This is a genomic window from Gardnerella sp. DNF01195 (genome assembly GCF_049244175.1).
Taxonomy (GTDB): Bacteria; Actinomycetota; Actinomycetes; order Actinomycetales; family Bifidobacteriaceae; genus Bifidobacterium; species Bifidobacterium leopoldii.
Genome location: NZ_CP058383.1, coordinates 1,314,308 through 1,334,511, shown reverse-complemented (window position 1 = coordinate 1,334,511; position 20,204 = coordinate 1,314,308). Strand labels below are relative to the sequence as shown.

13 protein-coding genes and 3 tRNA genes are annotated in these 20,204 nt (G+C 42.3%); 14 read left to right on the top strand and 2 right to left on the bottom strand.

Features of this window, described 5'->3' with window-relative positions:
* Window positions 1-162: 162 nt before the first annotated feature.
* From HXT43_RS05170 to HXT43_RS05145, 6 genes are all read left to right on the top strand, one after another.
* A tRNA-Glu gene (locus HXT43_RS05170) sits at window positions 163-235 on the top strand.
* Between the two features lie 40 nt (window positions 236-275).
* Window positions 276-347: transfer RNA gene (locus HXT43_RS05165), tRNA-Gln, on the top strand.
* Window positions 348-896: 549 nt separating this feature from the next.
* Window positions 897-2,189, top strand: coding sequence for a metallophosphoesterase (locus HXT43_RS05160; protein ID WP_064621461.1), 1,293 nt, complete (start codon window positions 897-899; stop codon window positions 2,187-2,189).
* 91 nt (window positions 2,190-2,280) lie between these two features.
* Window positions 2,281-3,642 (top strand): UDP-N-acetylglucosamine 1-carboxyvinyltransferase, encoded by a 1,362-nt coding sequence (gene murA / locus HXT43_RS05155; RefSeq protein ID WP_004109784.1) that lies wholly within the window; start codon window positions 2,281-2,283, stop codon window positions 3,640-3,642.
* A gap of 190 nt (window positions 3,643-3,832) precedes the next feature.
* Window positions 3,833-5,746: a serine/threonine protein kinase gene (locus tag HXT43_RS05150; protein WP_174143420.1), complete on the top strand. Its 1,914-nt coding sequence runs from the start codon at window positions 3,833-3,835 to the stop codon at window positions 5,744-5,746.
* A gap of 27 nt (window positions 5,747-5,773) precedes the next feature.
* Entirely contained in the window at window positions 5,774-8,116 is a 2,343-nt protein-coding gene (locus HXT43_RS05145; protein ID WP_174143421.1) for a hypothetical protein, read from the top strand.
* 95 nt (window positions 8,117-8,211) lie between these two features.
* Here HXT43_RS05145 and HXT43_RS05140 read toward each other — a convergent pair.
* Window positions 8,212-8,284: transfer RNA gene (locus HXT43_RS05140), tRNA-Ala, on the bottom strand.
* 115 nt (window positions 8,285-8,399) lie between these two features.
* Window positions 8,400-9,086 (bottom strand): DedA family protein, encoded by a 687-nt coding sequence (locus HXT43_RS05135; RefSeq protein ID WP_004105614.1) that lies wholly within the window; start codon window positions 9,084-9,086, stop codon window positions 8,400-8,402.
* A gap of 227 nt (window positions 9,087-9,313) precedes the next feature.
* On the opposite strand from HXT43_RS05135, the gene HXT43_RS05130 reads away from it, so the two are divergent.
* The 8 genes from HXT43_RS05130 (at window position 9,314) to HXT43_RS05095 (ending at window position 20,177) form a co-directional block, all read left to right on the top strand.
* Window positions 9,314-10,057: a teichoic acid transporter gene (locus HXT43_RS05130; RefSeq protein WP_101885869.1), complete on the top strand. Its 744-nt coding sequence runs from the start codon at window positions 9,314-9,316 to the stop codon at window positions 10,055-10,057.
* 130 nt (window positions 10,058-10,187) lie between these two features.
* Window positions 10,188-10,457 carry a 30S ribosomal protein S15 gene (rpsO, locus tag HXT43_RS05125; protein WP_004109774.1) on the top strand — a complete coding sequence of 90 codons (270 nt, stop codon included), beginning with the start codon at window positions 10,188-10,190 and terminating at the stop codon, window positions 10,455-10,457.
* 364 nt (window positions 10,458-10,821) lie between these two features.
* A complete protein-coding gene (locus HXT43_RS05120; RefSeq protein ID WP_064340706.1) occupies window positions 10,822-13,584 on the top strand; it encodes a polyribonucleotide nucleotidyltransferase in 2,763 nt (920 codons plus the stop codon).
* Between the two features lie 247 nt (window positions 13,585-13,831).
* On the top strand, window positions 13,832-14,695 hold the full coding sequence (locus HXT43_RS05115; RefSeq protein WP_064340693.1) for an aldo/keto reductase: 864 nt from the start codon (window positions 13,832-13,834) through the stop codon (window positions 14,693-14,695).
* 14 nt (window positions 14,696-14,709) lie between these two features.
* Window positions 14,710-15,675 (top strand): polyphenol oxidase family protein, encoded by a 966-nt coding sequence (locus HXT43_RS05110; RefSeq protein ID WP_004105603.1) that lies wholly within the window; start codon window positions 14,710-14,712, stop codon window positions 15,673-15,675.
* Between the two features lie 176 nt (window positions 15,676-15,851).
* Window positions 15,852-17,285, top strand: a complete 1,434-nt coding sequence (locus HXT43_RS05105; protein WP_004574116.1) for a hypothetical protein — start codon at window positions 15,852-15,854, stop codon at window positions 17,283-17,285.
* A 111-nt stretch (window positions 17,286-17,396) separates the two neighbouring features.
* Window positions 17,397-18,731: a C1 family peptidase gene (locus tag HXT43_RS05100; protein WP_004105599.1), complete on the top strand. Its 1,335-nt coding sequence runs from the start codon at window positions 17,397-17,399 to the stop codon at window positions 18,729-18,731.
* Window positions 18,732-18,995: 264 nt separating this feature from the next.
* Window positions 18,996-20,177: a 3-deoxy-7-phosphoheptulonate synthase gene (locus HXT43_RS05095; RefSeq protein ID WP_004574114.1), complete on the top strand. Its 1,182-nt coding sequence runs from the start codon at window positions 18,996-18,998 to the stop codon at window positions 20,175-20,177.
* The last annotated feature ends 27 nt before the right edge of the window (window positions 20,178-20,204 follow it).

The following is a 20,204-nucleotide window of genomic DNA, read 5'->3' as shown; positions in this document are numbered from 1 at the left end:
AATTTGAACAAGGTGGGAACGTGGCACTATTGCCACGTTTCCACCTTTTTATTTGTTTTATGTTTCGTTTAATATATTTTCGACACGCCGCGGTTGCGTATTGAGTTGTTATGTTGTAAAGTCGCTATTTGTTGCGTCAAGAGGCGTAGCTGATAAATGAAAGCCCCCGTCGTCTAGCGGTCTAGGACTACGCCCTCTCACGGCGCCAACACCGGTTCAAATCCGGTCGGGGGTACGAAGACGGAACGGTCCCAAGAGCCGCGAAGCCTGCCAATTGGGGTATGGTGTAATTGGCAACACAGGTGATTCTGGTTCATCCATTCTTGGTTCGAGTCCAGGTACCCCAGCGAATAGCTCTCGTAGAACGAGGGCTTTTTTGTTATCTATCTGTATTCCTGCGATTTGCCTCAGCGCGCGGCTGTTTCTTTACGCGGCTGTAAAGTTTTTGTCGGATTAAGGCGATGAAACGGCAGTTTCTTTACATGCGTGCTCAGTTTTTGCCGTTTACCGCGCTTGTACACGCTTATCCCGTTTACTACGCTTGCCGCACGCTTCTTATGCAGCCTTAAAATCAAAAACCCCGGTGCGTGACCGGGGTTAGAGAAAGAAGAGAAGAAGAGAGGTTTAAGTTATTAAAGTCAAATTCAACTACTTGCTTGTAGTTTATTTCCTTTTGATGTATATATAATAACCACCTTATGCTGAGTGCAGTAATGCGATTACCTGTGAATTGTCTGTGAATTTGTAACTATTTTACTGAAATTGCACGTTTTTATCGCTTTTGGGTTATTTCTTATCAGTATTTGCTTAATTTAGTATTTTTGAATGTAAATAATTTATGTAAACTTGCGAACAAAATTGAGTGAGTCGCGGCATATCTGCCGTATGCTTAAAGTATGACTGATTCTGCACAATCCGAAGCTAATGCATCTGCGGCACTTCCTTTATCTGTTTCGGCGCGTTTAGGACGTTTGCAGTTCCATCTTTCTGGTAAATTCCGAGTGCTTCAGTGTGCAGATGTTCAAGATGGGTTACGTATTTCACAAGACACCATTCGACTTATTGCTTCTGCTTGCGATGCTGTGCGACCAGATCTTGTAGTTTTTAGCGGAAACCAGATTGCAGGTTATGAAAAAGTATTTGCAAAAACTTTTCAGCGTAGACGCTGGCAGGAATCTTCCAATATTTCGTCTTCTGATAAGAAGCAATTGGTTGATAAAGTGCACGAATTCGTTGCTAAGTTAATGAAGCCGTTAGAAGATCGCAGTATTCCATGGGTTGTTACTTATGGTAATCATGATTTCCAGTGCGGTCTAAATAATGAAGAGCTTGATAAGATATATCAAGATTTTCCATGTTGCATGAATCGTAGTGCTTCTAGTGCATCTTCTGCAAGTGCTATGCAATCGACAAAATGTGTGTTGCCAAAGCAGATTATTTTTACATGCGAGCCTGGTACTTTTGCCTTGCCTGTTATGGATGAGAAGCATGAAAAGGTTGTTTTTTCAATAGTTTTAGTTGATTCTGGAGATTATGCTAAATCAGGCGGCTATGGTAGCCCTTCTAAAAAAACTATCGAGTTTATTTCTGGTCTTTCTTCTTATTTGCCTGAGCATATTTGTGTTTTTCAGCATTTTCCATTGCCGCAATATTATCGTGTTCTTCGTGAAGTTCCGCAAGAACTTGCTGCGCGCGAACATGCTATCGAGGGGTATCGTACTTTTGCTGGCCGCTATTATGCTCTTGACGAAAAACATGTTCTGCCCGATGGGTATTTAGGTGAAGGAATTAGCTGCCCTGACGTCGATAGTGGCGAATATGCTGCTTTGCTTGATGCCGGAGCTTTTGCGCTAATTGCCGGTCACGATCACCGCAATTCTTTCGCAGCTAAAGATCCCGAGAGTAATATGCTATTTGTTGCTACTCCTACATGTGGTTTTGGATCTTACGGTCCTGAACCTGCTAAAAGAGGCGTGCGCTTGCTCGAATTTGATATTCGTCATCCGTTTGAACCGCGTACGCAAATGCTTGAATTTGGGAATCTTGTTGGCAAACCTTCTTCCAAAAAAGCCTATACTTATGCTCTTACAGCTGAGTCTGAGCATGAATTGCCAGAAGTAGATTTATTGCGTAAACCATCATTGCTTACTAGATTGATTCGTCGATGGCGTCAACGATCTACGCGCTAATTTAATCAGTTTTAATAGATTGCATGAGCGCGTTGGCAAATATGCCGGTATTATAGTGAATAGTGTTTTAGCGCGAACGAAAGAGGTAAATGTGTCCGCACACAATACGGCTGAACAGAACAACAATAGTGGCATTGACGCTGCAGATGTGTTGCATGTAGAAGGTGGTAAGCCGCTTAATGGCACTATTAAAGTGCGTGGCGCAAAAAACTTTGTTAGCAAAGCTATGGTTGCAGCTTTGTTGGCACCAGGTAAGTCTGTTCTAAAAAACGTTCCTGAAATTCGCGATGTTCATGTAGTTTCTGATCTGTTGCGTTTGCATGGTGTTGACGTTGAGGTTAATGGGCCTGAAGGCATTGTGACAATTGATGCCACAAAAGTGCAGCTCGCAGATGTAGCTGACGTCGACACTCTTTCTGGTTCGTCTCGTATTCCAATTCTTTTTTCTGGTCCTCTTCTTCATCGTCTTGGAGAAGCGTTTATTCCTGCGCTTGGAGGATGCAATATTGGTGGTCGTCCAATTGATTTTCATCTTGAGACGTTGCGTAAACTTGGTGCAAATGTAGATAAAGATCATGAGGATGGTATACATATTACTGCACCTAATGGCTTACATGGCACTAAAATTCATTTGCCTTATCCTTCTGTCGGTGCAACCGAGCAGACTTTGCTTGCAGCGGTTCTTGCAGAAGGTCGTACAGAGCTTTCCGGAGCTGCAATTGAGCCAGAAATCATGGATTTGGTAGCCGTTTTGCAAAAGATGGGTGCGATTATTTCTGTAGACGTTGACCGTACTTTCCGTATTGAAGGAGTAAAAGAGCTTCAAGGATACACTCATACGTCATTAACTGATCGCATTGAAGCAGCTTCTTGGGCTTCTGCTGCTCTTGCAACACACGGAGATGTGTTTATTAAGGGCGCAACTCAGCCAGAAATGATGACTTTCTTAAACGTGTTCCGTAAAGTTGGCGGACAGTTTGATGTTACAGATAAAGGAATTCGTTTTTGGCATCCGGGTGGGGATTTGCATCCTGTTGCTATTGAAACCGATGTGCATCCTGGTTTTATGACTGATTGGCAGCAGCCTCTTGTTGTTGCGCTTACTCAAGCGAAGGGCTTGAGTATTGTGCATGAAACTGTTTATGAAAATCGTTTTGGCTTCACGAAGCCACTTGTGCAAATGGGAGCTATGATTCAGCTTTATCGTGAATGCTTAGGTTCGCTTCCTTGCAGGTTCCAGCAGCGCAATTACAAGCATTCTGCAGTTATTTTCGGACCTACTCCGTTGACAGGTCAAGATATTGACGTACCTGATTTGCGCGGAGGCTTTAGCCATTTGATTGCAGCTCTTACTGCTCAAGGTCCGTCGAATGTGCGCGGAATTTCGCTAATTGATCGAGGATATGCAGATTTTAGAGGCAAACTTTTAGCTTTGGGCGCTAATATCGACTGATATATTCTTCTACTTCTTCTACAAAACGTGAGTTTTGTAGGTTTATAAGCTTTTATCCACAATGCTATAAAAAGCTTTTTTACGCATAAATTTATCGGTACAGTAGTCGCAACTGTAATTCAATTACTCAAAAAATTAACTGAAATATTTGATGAGTAGTTGTAGTTTTCAATATTGCGGAGGCGTAACGATGGTTTGTGTAGGCGGACGCTATCAGCTGCTTGGTGAGCTGGGGCGTGGTGGCACTTCAACAGTCTTTCTTGCTGTTGACACCGTTTTGCACAAGCAATGGGCTGTTAAAGAAACGCTTCTGCAAGGAGACGAAGAGTATCAACAGCATATTATTCAATCCTTACGCGCTGAAGCGAATGTTTTAAAGGAATGCGATCATCCAGCTATTCCGCGAATTGTTGATTTTTTTGAAGAAAATGGTAGAGCTTATGCTGTTCGCGATTATGTAAAGGGGCGTTCTTTAAAATCTATTGTAGAAGAATCTGGATTGCAAAATGTTGAAATTGTTCTTGATTTAGGTATGCAACTTTGCTCAATACTTTCTTATTTACATTCGCATTATCCGCCAATTATATACGGTGATCTTAAGCCTTCTCAGGTTATGATTTCAGAAGATGGCACAGTCCGTTTGATTGATTTTGGTGCTGCAACGCAATTATATGCAAACGGGGGAGTGCTTGATTTACGCACAATAGACCAGTGCGACGCTCGATTTGCTACTAATATTTTTACTGCTCCTGAAATTTTGAATGAAAACTCTGCAGCAACTACTTCAAGCGATGTGTATTCGATTGGAATGACATTGCGTTACGCATTATTACCAACTGAAGTGCCTAAAACAAACGTGCAATCTGCTGTACTATTGCCTCATGAGAATCGTGAAGTAGTAGAACAATTAGTGTCTGTGCTCGCAATAGCTACAGCTACTAAACCATCTCATAGATATAAAGATTGCGACGAAATGTTTTCTGCACTGGAAGCGTGTGAGCATACAGAAAAACATTCACAACAATGCGACACTTCTACGAATGTATTGCGACGCAAACAATGCAAAAATAGTTCTAAGCCTAGAAAAAAGCGCTATGCAATTACGGCATTAATTGTTGTAGTGCTAGTTTTTATAGTAATTTTATTCAACTGCTTAGGTTTATTTGTGGGGAATGCTTTTGTAAATCGAAATAAGCAATCTTTTAATGGTGAGCCAAGTAGTAAAAGAATTGAAGCAATACGCAAAAATAATAAAAGTTACGATTCTTACATGCAATTAGCTGAGCGTGAAAGCAATTCGGATATTGCGTGTCGATATATTTCTCATGCAATGCAAGTGCAAAATAGCATGCGCAATAAGAAATATATAAGCAAAATGTCATTTAAACCTCTCCAAATTTTATTGCAAATTCAACTTGCAGATCAGCAATGGAGTGTCAACGAAGAGCAATGTTTTGTTGGTTTGATTAATAAATACGAGCAAAACTTGCGTCCTGTAAATAAAGATTGGTCGAATATTTCTATAGAAATAGGCAAAGCGTATTGGTACTATTTTGCAGGATTTTCTGGAAAAGTTTCGCAAACAGAACGATTATCTCGTATGCGAGTAGCAAAAGTATGGTTCCAAGAGGCTCAAAAATATGAGAAGGATGCGAATGAAACGTCTTCGCAAACTGTAGAAACTAATTCTGATGACATATCGCATACTGTTTCAAATCAAAAAATGTTAAGCGCGTACATCGCTATTTCTGACGCTTATGCGCAACTTGTTGATGTTTCTAAAGATTGTGCAAGCGTAGAAAGATATAAAAATTATGTGAATCAATTACAGCAGTTAATGCAAATTGTTGAGAAAGATCACGGAGACGTCTTATTCGTGGATACTGGAGAACTAGTTTTGCAATCAATTCATTCGTGGTTGCCAATGTTCCTAGAAAGTGGATCCAGTAAACAAGAAATTCAGCAAATGTGCGAAAAGGCAGAATATCTTCTTAAACAAGCGCATGTGTCAAATGATGAAGCTGTAAGTAGAAAGAAAAACGCAATCGACAGTGTCAAAAAAGTTCAAGACGAAATTAATCTAGCTTTTTTGCAAAAGAAATAAAAGAAATAATAAAAAAGGGGGGAATAAATGTGTAAACAAAGAAATTTGGGGGATATGTGTTTTTTCAAGCGACTTAAATGCGGTTGCGCTCGCATTGGTGTCTATATTGGGATTATTGCATTTATTAGTGTTGCTATAGTTGCTGCATTATTGCCACTTAATTCTATTGCGTATGCGAAAAACAGCTATAACGCAGCCAAAGGATTGCATATAGCAAATGTTTCTGTTATGACAAAACAGAAAACTGTTCGCACTCAAGGCGAGTACATGTTTACTAAACGTTCTGCTTCGCTACTTATAACTTTTGATGGATTGGACGCTTCGGAAATTAGGAACGCGCATAAAGCTACTGTTAGCGTTGGAAGATATCAAATAGTGAGTGCCAAAGCTGATTTAGCTAAGATTGAGGCGGTGTCGTCGCTAGTTAATATTCGTTATAAGATCCGACCTCGAGTATTAGGAATAGTAAGAGTTGAATTGCAAAAAGAAGGAATATATGATTTGCAAGATATCTCTATAAGACTTGCTGCTGTAACAATGCATCCTAAACGCATATGGGGAGGAGTTGACTCTAATCCTCATGTTTCAAAGCAAACTAACTATATTTCTAATGAAAATAGACTTTCTGGCAACAAATTGTGCTCTCGTAAGCCAATATTAAGCATTCCTGATTCAGTTCTGAATGCCTCAGATTTAACAAAAGATAACTCTTATAGCAAGCGTTCACGATATATTGTTATTGATAAAATTGCTCCTCGCTTGAGTGTTAGCTATGATAACAACGCATCGTATGAAGGCAAATATTTTCGTAATAATCGAGCTTCAAGAATATTAATACAGGATGATTCGTTCGTTTTCTCGTATTTGCTTCATGATTCTTATCCTATTGCGAAAGTTTTTGCTGATGGTAAACAGGTTATGGTACTTACAGCTAAAAGCTTTAAAAACGATGGCGTGCATACAAATATGTGGTATGCTGATGTTTCTTTTTCGGGGGATGCTTCTTGGAATGTTCGCTATTGTGTTGAAGATCTATCAGGTAATGTGAGTTCTTCTATCAGTAATAAATTCATTATTGATACGCTTGCGCCAACTGTTTCTATTACTGGAGTGCAACAAGGCGGAGCATATTCTCATGCTGTAGTTCCAACATTAGTTATAAAAGATCGTTGGTTAAAACCTGAAAGCGTAACGTATTCTCTGAGAAGAATGCGATATGCTAAGGAATTGCGTTCTTTTGTGCCTAGAAAAGCCGATTCGCAAAGCGTAAGTGTGCAATACGCAGGTTTTTATAATGGAATTCAAGACGATGATGTGTATCAACTTCAGTGGAGTGCTAAAGATTTAGTAGATCATGTTATTTCTGGTAAGTTGCAATTTTCTATAAATAGAAGCGGTTCATCATTTAGTATAGATAGTTCCACTAAAGCAATGAATCGTAAACAATTGCAAAATGCTAAAGATATTCATATTGAAGAACTCAATCCTAGCGGATTGGCAAGTCCTGCAAAAATTAGTGTTATGCAAGACGGTGTAGAGAAGATTTTGTCAAAACAGGATTTTTCTGTAAACAGTCGCATAGATCATGGCTGGCAACGATTGACTTACACTATTTTCAAACGGAATTTTGCCGATAATGCTCATTATCGTGTACGTGTTATGTCAGTAGACAAAGTAGGAAATCATTCTTGTAGCGAAAGTGCAGTTAGCAAAAAAGAAGGAATGTTGCAATTTGCACCAGCTTCCGTGCAATTTACAGTAGATAATCTTGCTCCAATCGCAACAGTGTTTGATATGCAAAATAATTCTACTTATCGCACTAATAAAGAAGGAAAAACTTTACGTATTAGTGCAAAAGATAACATAGCATTGCAATATGTAACAATCGATGTTGATGGTAAAACAAATCGCATTTGGAACGGTAAAGATGTGAATAAATCAGTTTTATCTACAAAACTAAAACCAGACGGTTTTACTCATGACGTATTAGTAAAAGCTGCAGATTATGCGGGAAATATAACAATTTTGCAATATAAAAATGTAAAAATTGTTTCTATTGCAAATAAGCTTGTAAAAAAATCTGAAGCAGATAAAAAATCTAAAAATAGCGAGAGTAAAGACACTGATAGTTCTGATGATGGTTCAGATGATGGCTCCGACAATAGCTCCGATAACGATGATTGGATAGCTCGTTCGCAAGTGAAAAAATCGGAAAAATCTTTTGAAAATGCTGATTCCTTTAAACGAAACTCGGTAAATTATATAGGAATTGTGGCTTATATTTGTGCTGGAATTATAGCAATTCTTTGTGCTGTATTAGGAATTAGCATTATTTTTAAAAAGAAAATTAACGTAAGTAAGCTGTTTTAATAGTTTTAATGGTTTTGATAGTTTCGATAGATTTGATAGGCATTGTGCAAGAAAATAAAAAGCCCACTGCGGTGGAATGAATGCAGTGGGCTTAGTGGAGCTAATGGTAATCGAAACCACGACCTCTTCGATGCGAACGAAGCGCTCTACCAACTGAGCTATAGCCCCAATGTCTAAGACAAATCATCTTACGACAACTCTGCACACTGTACTACAAAGCTTGTATAAAAACAACATTTCTTGTAGTGCAGCGTGCTTGAGTGTCGTAAGTTAAAATACTAGTTTATTTGTTTTCTTTATTAAGTTTTGCTGTTTTCTTTGCTTTGTGTGCTTTGTATAAACCAATAAAAGTTGGCACAAGCGAAATAAGCAAAATTGCAACAATTACTAATTCAAAATTCTTCTGTACGAAATCAATCTTGCCGAAGAAATATCCAAGAAATGTGAAAAGCGACGACCAAATGAGACCGCCTAGTACAGAAAATGGTGTGAAGCGTATCCAACGCATTCCAGAAATTCCGGAAATAAACGGCATAAAAGTGCGTATGAATGGGAAGAATCTACCCAAGAATACTGCCAGCGGACCCCATTTATCAATCATTTTTTCGGTTTTTGCAACTCGTTCTGGAGTGAGCGCTTTTACTTTCCCAGATTCTACAATCTTTCGTCCGAAGAAATGACCAATAAAGTAATTGCACTGATCGCCAATAATTGGGGCTAGCCACACTACGGCAAGTAATAGTGGAAGTGGAAGCGCGCTATGACCTGTTTGAGCGTCAGGAGCTGCAAAAAAGCCTGCTGCAAAAAGAAGTGAATCTCCTGGGAGGAATGGGAAGAATACTACGCCTGTTTCAATAAAAACAATGAGAAAAATAAGGCCTAATGCTGGAGCTGTGCCCATTGCAATCCAACTTGCAATAGCTGAGCGTGGATCCTTGAGTAGGTTAACAATAAAATGAATAAATCCCATAATGTCCTGTCATAAATTTTGCGTATTTAGTGACGCTTGTTAATTAAAAATCAAGCGAAACAACTGTTATTTTGAGCCTAGCAGTCGCCATAAACGGTTGACACTTTTTGTGCACACGCTATCAGTTAATTGCGTTATAACATACAATAATAATTAGTAATGTAATGTTGCATGGTTAAAACTTGAGAAATTGCTTGGCGATTAAAGATTGGCAGGAGAAGTAACGCATGAAGTTAAATGATGAGCATGATGGTGAACATCCACAAAGTTTTGCTCCGCTAAAGCCTAGAAAACGTTCTGCTCGCGTAATCAATGCTAATGAAGTTCCGAAAAAGAATGATGATTCGAAAAGCAAAATTCCTGACGAATATTTAAACATTGGTTTGCCGGAAACAGACCTATCGATTGCTGATTTTTCTCGTAAGCATTCTAATCCAAAGAATTGGTGGATTTATTTTGGCGTTCTGCTTGTTGCTATTGTTATTCCGTATTGGATTGGTCGCACTATGGCAGCTCGTCATACTTCGTGGGTTATTTCGCATTGCTCTGGATTATCTTCGCAAGGTGTTGTTTTTATTTCGTGGGTAATCACAGTGTCTGCTTTTACAAGTCTTGCTATGGCGTTAATTGACACTCATCGTTGGATTTGGCGGATAATGTTTGCTGTTTTTCTGGCTTTAGAACAACTTATTGCCGGATTATGCATGCTAAACATAAGCTTTTGGTATTCGACGTATGTGGTTTATGGTCACGCTTCAGGTTTAGCGAATGCGGCAAATCTTGGCATTATTTCTGCAGGTATTGGAGTAGCTGTATTTGCTGTCATTTTTGTTGGTTTGCTTGTCATTGTTCCTAAAACCTCGGCTTTGAATGTTCTTACGCGTAGTTGGGCGTCGTTCATAATGTTTTATGCGATTGAGGTTTTGGCAATATTAGCGGTTATTTTTGGTGGTTTTTTGACAGCAATGTAATATTTAGATTTTGCGAAAATGAGTTGTTTGCAAGTGGTTGTACAATAAATATTTGGCGTGTAACGCCCGCGGATTGAGAGCGCTACAGCAGAAGGTTGTGGCACCGCGCAGTGATATTAAGGAGGACGCCGTGGCATTAACGGCTGAAGATAAGAAGAACATTATCAACGAATACGCGACGCACGAGGGTGACACGGGTTCCCCAGAAGTGCAGGTCGCTTTGCTTAGCAAGCGCATTGCTGACCTTACTGAGCACTTGAAGGAGCACAAGCACGATCATCATTCTCGTCGTGGTTTGTTGCTTATGGTTGGTGATCGTCGTCGTCTTCTCGATTACTTGAAGCGTGTTGATATCAACCGTTATCGTTCTTTGATTGAACGACTCGGCTTGCGTCGATAGTCTTATTGCCCGGGCTTAAGCTCGGGCTTTTGTATTATTTATACGTTTTGCTTAATTGTTAAATGTATAAATTGTTCACTCATGCGCAATATTTGGGGAAAGTGTAGTGGGCAATATTTAAAATTTATAATTAAAAAGTAATTTATAACTAAAAAGAATTAACAAATAATTCAACACATAATTGAAAATTGAAGCATAACTTAATACGGATGATTGAAGTAACCGAAACAAAAAACACTACGAAATATTGACGTAACGCAAGTGTTGCAAAGAGTGCAAATGTTCGCATATAGGTAATAATGCGAAGTCGTCAATGTTATTACGCATGTTGGTTGATTAGGTAAGTTAAGAAAAGGAGGAACCCGTGGAGGGTCCCGAAATTAAGGCTGTAGAAGCCGTTATTGATAATGGTTCATTTGGTAAGCGTACGCTACGCTTTGAAACTGGTCGACTTGCTCAGCAAGCAGATGGTGCTGTTGCCGCATATTTGGATGACGATTCCATGATTTTGTCGACGACGACTGCAGGATCTAGCCCGAAGGAAAATTACGACTTCTTCCCATTGACTGTTGATGTGGAAGAAAAAATGTATGCTGCTGGAAAGATTCCAGGTTCGTTCTTCCGCCGTGAAGGTCGTCCTTCTAACGAAGCAACGTTGGCATGCCGTATTATTGATCGCCCGTTGCGTCCATTGTTCCCACACACTTTACGTAACGAAGTGCAAGTTGTTGAAACAATTTTGGCAATTAATCCAGATGATGCTTACGATGTTATTGCTTTGAATGCGGCGTCTGCATCTACTATGATTTCTGGCTTGCCATTTGAGGGTCCAGTTTCCGGCGTTCGTTTGGCTTTGATTGATGGCCAGTGGGTTGCTTTCCCACGTTGGAGTGAGCGCGAGCGTGCAGTATTTGAAATTGTTGTGGCTGGTCGTGTGATTGAAAATGGCGATGTTGCTATTGCAATGATTGAAGCTGGTGCTGGTAAGAATGCTTGGAATTTGATTTACAATGATGGTCAAACCAAGCCAGATGAGCAAGTTGTAGCCGGAGGTTTGGAAGCTGCAAAGCCATTTATTAAGGTTATTTGCGATGCTCAAAATGAGTTGAAGCGTATTGCAGCTAAGGAAACTAAGGAATTCCAACTCTTCCCAGAATATACTGACGAACTTTATGCTCGTATTGACGAGATTGCTCATGCTGATTTAAATGAAGCTCTTTCTATTGCTGAAAAGCTTCCTCGTCAAGATCGTATCGCTGAAATTAAAGAAGGCGTGCGTGCTGCAATCGCTGAAGAATTCACTGATATGGACGAAGCCGAAAAGGAAAAGGAACTCGGCAATGCGTTTAAAGAATTGCAGCGTCAAATTGTTCGCCGTCGTATTTTGACTGAAGATTATCGTATTGATGGTCGTGGTTTGCGCGATATTCGTACGCTTTCTGCAGAAGTTGATGTTGTGCCTCGCGTGCACGGTTCTGCACTCTTCCAGCGTGGTGAAACCCAGATTTTGGGTGTGACTACTTTGAATATGCTGAAGATGGAGCAGCAGGTTGATGCGCTTTCTGGTCCACAGACTAAGCGTTATATGCACAACTACGAAATGCCTCCATACTCCACTGGTGAAACTGGTCGCGTTGGTTCTCCAAAGCGTCGTGAAATTGGTCACGGTGCTTTAGCTGAGAAGGCTTTGGTTCCAGTATTGCCTGGACGCGAAGAGTTCCCATACGCTATTCGTCAGGTGTCTGAAGCTATTGGTTCTAACGGTTCTACTTCTATGGGTTCCGTTTGTGCTTCTACGCTTTCTTTGCTTGCTGCTGGCGTGCCTTTGAAAGCTCCAGTTGCTGGTATTGCTATGGGCTTAGTTTCTGGCGATGTTGATGGAAAGCATATCTTTAAGACTTTGACTGATATTCTTGGTGCAGAAGATGCATTTGGTGATATGGACTTCAAGGTTGCTGGTACTTCTGAATTCATCACTGCTTTGCAGCTCGATACGAAGCTTGACGGTATTCCAGCTGATATTTTGGCTGCCGCTTTGCAGCAGGCACATGAAGCTCGTACAACGATTCTTGAAGTTATTAACGAGTGCATTGATTGCCCAGCTGAGATGAGCCCATTTGCTCCACGCATTATTACAACCACAATTCCTGTAGACAAGATTGGTGAAGTAATCGGACCTAAGGGCAAGATGATTAACCAAATTCAGGAAGAAACTGGTGCTGAAATCGCTATTGAAGATGACGGTACTGTTTACATTTCTTCTGAAGGCGGCGAAGCTGCTGAGAAAGCTAAGGGAATCATCGATTCTATTGCAAATCCTCGCGTGCCAAAAGCTGGTGAAACTTTTACAGGCAAGGTTGTTAAGACCACAAGTTTTGGAGCTTTTGTGAATTTGACTCCTGGAACTGACGGTTTGCTTCACATTTCACAGATTCGCAATTTAGCAAATGGTGAGCGCATTGACACTGTTGAAGATGTGCTGAAGGAAGGCGATAATGTTGAAGTTATCGTACAAAGCGTAGATGAGCGTGGCAAGATTTCTTTGGCTATTCCAGGTTTTGAAGATCAAGAATCTTCTGCTCCAGCAGTGCGTGAAAATCGTTCCCGCGGTTCTCGCGACGATCGCGATTCTCGTGACTCTCGTGGCGATTACCGTCGTTCTCGCCGTGACGATCGCGATAATCATGATCGTGCGGATCGTGCAGAGCGTCCTCGTCGCCGCATGCGCGATGATCGTGACGATCGAGATCGCATGGATCGAAATGACCGATACGCGGATCGCGATAACCGTTATGATGACCGCAGCACTCGTCGCGACGACCGTCGTGCAGATCGTGATGACCGTTACAGTGATAACGATTTTGATGAGCGTCCTCGTCGCCGCATGCGCGATGATCGTGACGATCGTTACGAAAATCGCGACGATCGTGAAGAGCGTGCAGACCGTGACGACCGTGAAGATCGTTCAAATCGTCGAGATTCAGAAAATCGTCGCGTATCTGATCGAAAGCCGCGTTATGCAGCTGATGACGATCACTATGACGAGTATCGTTCGGCTCGTGAAGAGCGCGCAGAGCGTCCTCGTCGCCGCGTGCGTCGCGATTTTGATCCATTTGAGGAAGATTAATCGCGCAAATAGTATTAAAGCAAAATTATTGCTAGATACTAAGTAAAAAATAAATATTCGTAGAAATGCCTTCAAGCTGCGTTTGCGTTTGGAGGCATTTCTTTTAGATAGCTATTTAAATGTTTTATGTAATCTGTGCAATAAAATAAAATATAAAAAGTAGTAAAATATTGTGACTGCGTAAAGTAGCGTAATGCAATAATAAATACTTACGGAAAATATAAAACTTACAAAATAGGGGTGAAATATGGTTATGCATCGCGCATTAGGTTCGTTTGATACAACCGCTATTGGTTTTGGCGAAATGCCATTGACAATAGAAAATAATCTTGGTCACGATATGGGAATTAAGACAATTCACGCAGCTCTTGATGCAGGTTGTACGCATATTGACACAGCTTGGGCATATTACTGCTCTGGCGGCGAGGAACAAACTGGTGAAAAGCTTGTTCGTGAGGCTTTAGAAAGCTGGAAAGGCGACAAATCTTCTATTTTAGTTGCAACAAAAGTCGGTCACTTCCGTAACTTTACTGACGGACGACCAACGTGGGGTAAGGATGGTAAGCCAGAGCATTTGATTCGTCACGCTAAAGAGTCTGCAATGGCTTTAGGCGTTGACACTATTGACTTGCTTTACTTCCACAGGCCAGATCCGGAAGTTCCATACAATGAGTCTATTGAAGCAATGCAACAGTTGCTTGACGAAGGTGTGGCTCGAGAAATCGGTATTTCTAACGCTTCTGTAGAGCAAATCGATATTGCACGCAATATTTTAGGAGAAAAGCTAGTAGCAGTGCAAAATCAATATTCTCCAGTTCATTTAGAGAATGAAGATACGTTGCAATATTGTGAAAAGCTTGGAATTGCTTTTGTTTGCTGGAGTCCTCTTGGTGGATTCCGTCATCCTTATGACGAGCATCTTTTCGATCCATTCCGCAAAGTTGCAGAAAATCATGGCGTAAGCTATCAGCAAGTAGTTTTGGCTTGGGAGCTAGCTAAAGGCGATCACATATTCGTAATTCCTGGAGCTCACAGACCAGCTACAATTTTAGATAGTTTGAAAGCTTCCGATTTGCAATTAAGCAATGAAGAATTGGCTTATTTAGGCTGAAAGAAAACAATAAAATGCAAGAAACAAGCGTAACTGGTATGCCGTTGCCTCACGAAGATGAGGACGGTACGCCAATTCCTGTGACTATTCCGGTGGCTTTAGGAACTCACACTCATGCAGTTTTTACTACTAGATTGGGTGGAATTTCTGAAGGTTCATTTGCTTCACTTAATTTAGGCGGACGCGCAGGAGATAGTGAGGAGGCTGTAGCAAGCAATCGCGCAGCTTTACAAAAAGCTTTGCAAGCTGACTTGTCGCTTGTTGCTCAAGTTCATAGCAGAGAAGTATTTGACGCAGATAGTGTAGTAGATTCATGGAATACTTCTTACGGCTTTGATGCAACAGGTTTTGCGGATTCGCAATTGAGAATTGAAGCAGATGCGCAAGTTTCAACTGCGTGCTCGCTTGCATTAGGAATGTTTGCTGCAGATTGTTTGCCAGTTTTACTTGCGGACGACGAAGCTGGAGTAATCGCTGCAGCGCATTGTGGGCGAAAAGGATTGATGGCTGGAGTGCTTGATGCTGTTATCGAAGCAATGTGCGAAAAGGGAGCTGAGCGTTCTCGTATAACAGCAGTGCTCGGTCCATGTATTTGTGGAGATTGCTACGAAGTTGGTGAGAGTATTGCGCGCGATTTTGAAAAACGTTACCCGCAAACTGTAACAAAAACTCGTTTCGGTGGAATCGGTATTGATATTGCTGAAGCTGCTCGCATTGATTTAGCACTCGCAGGAGTTGCGAATATTGTTGACGCTTTGCCGCGAGTTACAGCTGCAACGCAATATTTATCTGAAGATGAGGAATTGCGTACGATTTGCGAAGTAGATGGGGAAGGTGAATCTTTGCCAGAACGTTTGCAAAATTTGCAAAACCCAATGTGCACTTTGGAAAATCCACTCTGGTATTCTCATCGACGTGCTAGTTTAGCTGGAAAATCGCATGAAGGTAGACTTCTTGCTTTAGTAATTCGCGACAAATAATCACATATGCTATATAAACAGTACTGTATTTGAGCTAGGTAGTAAGTGCAGTTGTGTGAGCTTAGCAAAAACGTGCGCAACACACGAGTGTTTTTTGCTTGTAAGTGATAGCGTTGATTCTGATGGTGTAGCACAGCGTTTTGTGCAGCTGTGTGGGGGCTTGTGAAAGGAATATTATGGTGGCTGATTTATTCCCAACCGCGTTGCGTGGGTACGATAAAGACAAGGTAAATGAAGCATTTGCAAACTATGAGCGTACTATTTCTCGTCTGCGTGAACAAGTGCGTTCAAGCGATGAATCAATTTTGCAATTACAAGCGCAATTGCAAGAAGAAAAAAATAATGTAAAACGTGCCAAAAGCGGAAATACTTTTGCGTCTTTAGGTGCAAATGCGCAACAATTGCTGGCATCTGCAGAGCAAACTAGTTCTCAATTGCTTGAGCGCGCTAAGCAAGATGCTGCATCAATTAAAAAGAATGCACAAGCACAAGCCGGAACTTTGCTGAACAATGCAAAGCTGGATGCTGCACATTTAATGCAAGAAGCACAAACTAAAGCAGACACAATGCTTTCCAATGCCACGCAAAAGTCGACACAACTTATGCAAGCTGCGCAAGAAGATTCTGCACGTTTGCGCGATACTACTGCTAAAGATGTGCAAGCTCAAAAAGACGCTGCAGAATTAGCTTTACAAAACGCTCAAGAAGAACATACAAAGCGTATGGCTTCAGAGCGCGCGCAACAAGAAAGCAGTATTTCGCAACTTAAGTCGGAAGCTGCTCAAAAAATTGCTGAGCAGCGTGCGGCTGCAAACGAAGAGATTGCGCGTGCTAAGGCTGAAACAAACGATCAGATTGAATCTGCTCTCGCTGAAGCAAATAAAAAGCTTGCTGATATGCGCGAACACGCTTCGAAGATGATGGCTGACGCACAGCGCAAAGCTGGCGAAATTACGGATGCTGCTGCCGCTAAAGCTCAAGAAATTGCAGATGATGCTCAAGTTGAACGTACGCGTACGTTAAGCCAAGTTAGTGCAGAAGTTGAGCAGATTCGCGCAGATATTGCTGCTCAACAGGAGGAAGCTACAAAGAAAGTCAATGCCTTGCTTTCTGGCTTGAAAGAGAAAGAAAGTGCAGCTCAGGAAGAAGCAGATGCTTTGGTTGCTCGCGCAAAAACTGTTCATCAAGAAGCTGACGAATATGCAGCGCAAACGCATCAGGCTGCGGATAGTCAGGCTGCTGATATTGTGCGCAAAGCTATGCAGGAGGCGACTGCTCAGGTTGAAGAGCGTAGAGCTGCAGCACAACAAGAGCTTGATGGCATGACGACTCGATTAACCCAATTGCAGCATCGTGAGGCAACTATTACGCAGCGAGTTACGGAATTGCGCTCGCTGTTTGCGAATGCTTTCTCTGGATTTGATTTTGGAGATGCTCAACAAAACCAACAAGTTGCGCAAGCTTCTGACGATAATGAGGATTCGGCGAATGCTCAATCTTCTGCGGATGCGAAGCAGGCTCAGCGAGATGTTCAAGCTGCGTTGGCTGAATCTGAGGAAGCTAGTGAAGCTAACGAGTCTCAAGAAAACCAAGACACAGATAATCAATAAAGAAAATATTATAAAATTTGTAGATTGGCTTAAGTATCGTACGTTAGAATGTGCTGGTATTTGAATAAATATTTGAAATAAATATTGATAATTAACAGGAAAGGTAGCATTGTGACTGAAATCACTGCTCTAACTGATGAAAAATTACAAGGTTTGCGTGAGGATTTTGACGCAAATCCTTTAAACCGTTTAGCTATGAATGGTGTGACTGCTGCTGGTATTGATAAAGTCGCGCGTAATTATGATCGTGCGCGCTTATTGCAGCGTCGTTTTTCTACCATTGTTGATAACGGAGATGCAACACATCAGGATCGTTCTGGCCGTTGCTGGCTGTTTAGCTCGTTGAACGTGGCTCGTTTCATTGCGAAGAAATCCCTTGGATTGAAGGAATTTGAGTTTTCTCAGAACTACGCAATGTACTATGACAAGCTTGAGCGAATTAACTACTTCTTGAAGGATGTTGCGGCTTTGGTGCGTGCAGGTGAGCCTTCAGATTCTCGTTTGATTCAGCATTTGTTGCATGACGTTATGGGCGATGGCGGTCAGTGGACCATGGCTATGAACGTTTACAAGAAGTATGGTGCTGTTCCTAAGGATTTGTTCCCAGAAACCGCTTCTTCTAAGAATACTGGTGCTATGAATACGCAGTTGCGTGCGCTTTTGCATACTGCTGTTGCTCATATGTATGCGAATGCCACTGAAATTGATGAGATTATTGCGGATGCTACTGCTGCAGGTCACAGGATTTTGACAATTCACTTGGGTGAGCCACCTAAGAGCTTCGATTGGGAGTGGACTGATAGCGACGGCAAGTTCCATCGCGATGGTGAGATTACGCCAGTTGAGTTCTGGAAGAAGTACGTGAATGCTGGTCTTGAGGATTATGTGTGCTTGGTTGACGATCCTCGCGCTGAACATCCTAAGGGCAAGAAGATTGCTATTGAGCACTTGGGTAATGTTGCTGGCGGAGACGCAACCGAGTATTTGAACGTGCCAAACCAGTTTATGAAGGATTGCGTGCGTAAGATTTTGGTTGAGAAGGGCATTCCAGTGTGGTTTGGTGCCGATTGTCATCCTATGATGGATCGCGAGAATGGCGCTTGGGCTACTGATTTGTTCGAGTATGGTCGCGTTTATGGCGTTGATTTTGATTTGGATAAGGAAGCGCGTGTGCGTTTTGCTGATTCTGCGATGAATCACGCTATGGCTTTTGCTGGTGTTGATGTTGCTGATGATGGTACGACTACTCGCCGTTGGCGCGTAGAGAACTCTTGGGGCACTGATATTGCAGATAAGGGTTACTTTACGATGAGTGACGACTGGTTTACTGAGTATGTGTACGAAGTTGCAGTGCCGAAGAATCTGCTTCCGGAAGAATATCGCAAAGCCCTAGAAGAACCAGCAATTGTTTTGCCGGCGTGGGATCCAATGGGCGCTTTGGCTTAGCTTAAGCGCATTGGGCGCTTAAGCTACTCCAAAGCGCCGCGCTCACTATTGCGAAAAGCACAGTGTGCTTTTCGCGTGAGCGCGGCGGTGCTTGCATCTTTATTCAAGATGCAAGCACCGACCACATCAAATGTGGTTGTGCTTTCAACGCAAGCTCGGCGGTGTACGCATCTTTATTTCAAGATGCGTACACCGACCCCACAGTTAGGTTAACTCTTTGCGCAAGCGCGGCGGTGCGCGTTTTGTTTTATAGGATGGTGACAAATGTCTTCTGCAGCTGAGCAGCGTACTTCTCGCGCGGTAAAGAAGGAGGTTGAGGAGGGGCGCAACCCTCTTAACTCTGCGAAGTTCCAGCGCTGGGAGGACCAGGTTGGTGTGGATCGCATTATTAACCGCCGCGTGCTTGAGCTGGAGCCGCTGCCGACTCCTGCTCAGGTGCTTGGCGAGTTGCCATTGTCGTCGTATGCGCAGGATATTGTTGCGCAGTCGCGTGATGAGATTCGTGGCTGTTTGAATGGCGACGACGATCGCCTTCTTGTTATTGTGGGCCCGTGTTCTGTGCATGATCCTAAGGCTGCTCTTGATTATGCGAATCGTTTGGCTAAGTTGCGTTCGGAGCTCGAAGATGAGCTTCTTATTGTTATGCGCGTGTATTTTGAAAAGCCGCGCACAGCTCTTGGCTGGAAAGGTTTGATTAACGACCCGGATATTGATGGAACGCATGATATTCATAAGGGTTTGTTGCTTGCGCGTAAGACTTTGCTCGGCGTGTTGGATGCTGGTTTGGCTGCTGCTACTGAATTTTTGGAGCCGACTAGCCCTCAGTTTATTGCGGATGCTGTGAGTTGGGGCGCGATTGGTGCGCGTAATACGGAGTCTCAGATTCATCGTCAGCTTGCTAGTGGTCTTTCTATGCCGGTTGGTTTTAAGAATGCTACGGATGGTTCCGTTTCTGCGGCTGTAAATGGCTGCTTAGCTGCGAGCCAGCATCATACGTTCTTTGGTATTGATCATCTTGGTCGCGCTTGTGCTGTGCAGACTCTTGGCAACCCTGATTGTCACGTGGTTTTGCGCGGTTCTAGTAAAGGTCCTAATTATGATGCTGCGTCGGTTGCTTCTGCTGTTGCTTCGATTCGTTTGCGCTTGGGCACTGGTTGTATGGCTTCTAACGGCGTGGTTGTGGATTGTTCGCATGGTAATTCTGGCAAGGATGAGCGTCGCCAGATTGAGGTTGTGCGTGAGATTGCAGATCGTTTGGCTGATGGCGAGCAGGGTATTAAGGGCGTTATGATGGAGAGCTTCTTGCAGGGTGGCAATCAAGATCCTGCTCCTCTTAGCGAGCTTGAATACGGCAAGTCTATTACAGATCGTTGCATTTCTTGGGAAGATACTGCCAATTTGCTAAGAATTTTAGCTAAATCTGTAGCAACTCGCCGTAGAGCTTAGAGATTAGAGATTGTAGTAAGATAATCT

Coding starts and splice junctions, on each gene's coding strand:
- HXT43_RS05135 (WP_004105614.1), bottom strand. CDS start 9,086: ATGGGATTTATTCATTTTATTGTTAACCTACTCAAGGATCCACGCTCA.
- HXT43_RS05145 (WP_174143421.1), top strand. CDS start 5,774: ATGTGTAAACAAAGAAATTTGGGGGATATGTGTTTTTTCAAGCGACTT.
- HXT43_RS05110 (WP_004105603.1), top strand. CDS start 14,710: ATGCAAGAAACAAGCGTAACTGGTATGCCGTTGCCTCACGAAGATGAG.
- HXT43_RS05105 (WP_004574116.1), top strand. CDS start 15,852: ATGGTGGCTGATTTATTCCCAACCGCGTTGCGTGGGTACGATAAAGAC.
- HXT43_RS05115 (WP_064340693.1), top strand. CDS start 13,832: ATGGTTATGCATCGCGCATTAGGTTCGTTTGATACAACCGCTATTGGT.
- HXT43_RS05095 (WP_004574114.1), top strand. CDS start 18,996: ATGTCTTCTGCAGCTGAGCAGCGTACTTCTCGCGCGGTAAAGAAGGAG.
- HXT43_RS05160 (WP_064621461.1), top strand. CDS start 897: ATGACTGATTCTGCACAATCCGAAGCTAATGCATCTGCGGCACTTCCT.
- HXT43_RS05130 (WP_101885869.1), top strand. CDS start 9,314: ATGAAGTTAAATGATGAGCATGATGGTGAACATCCACAAAGTTTTGCT.
- HXT43_RS05150 (WP_174143420.1), top strand. CDS start 3,833: ATGGTTTGTGTAGGCGGACGCTATCAGCTGCTTGGTGAGCTGGGGCGT.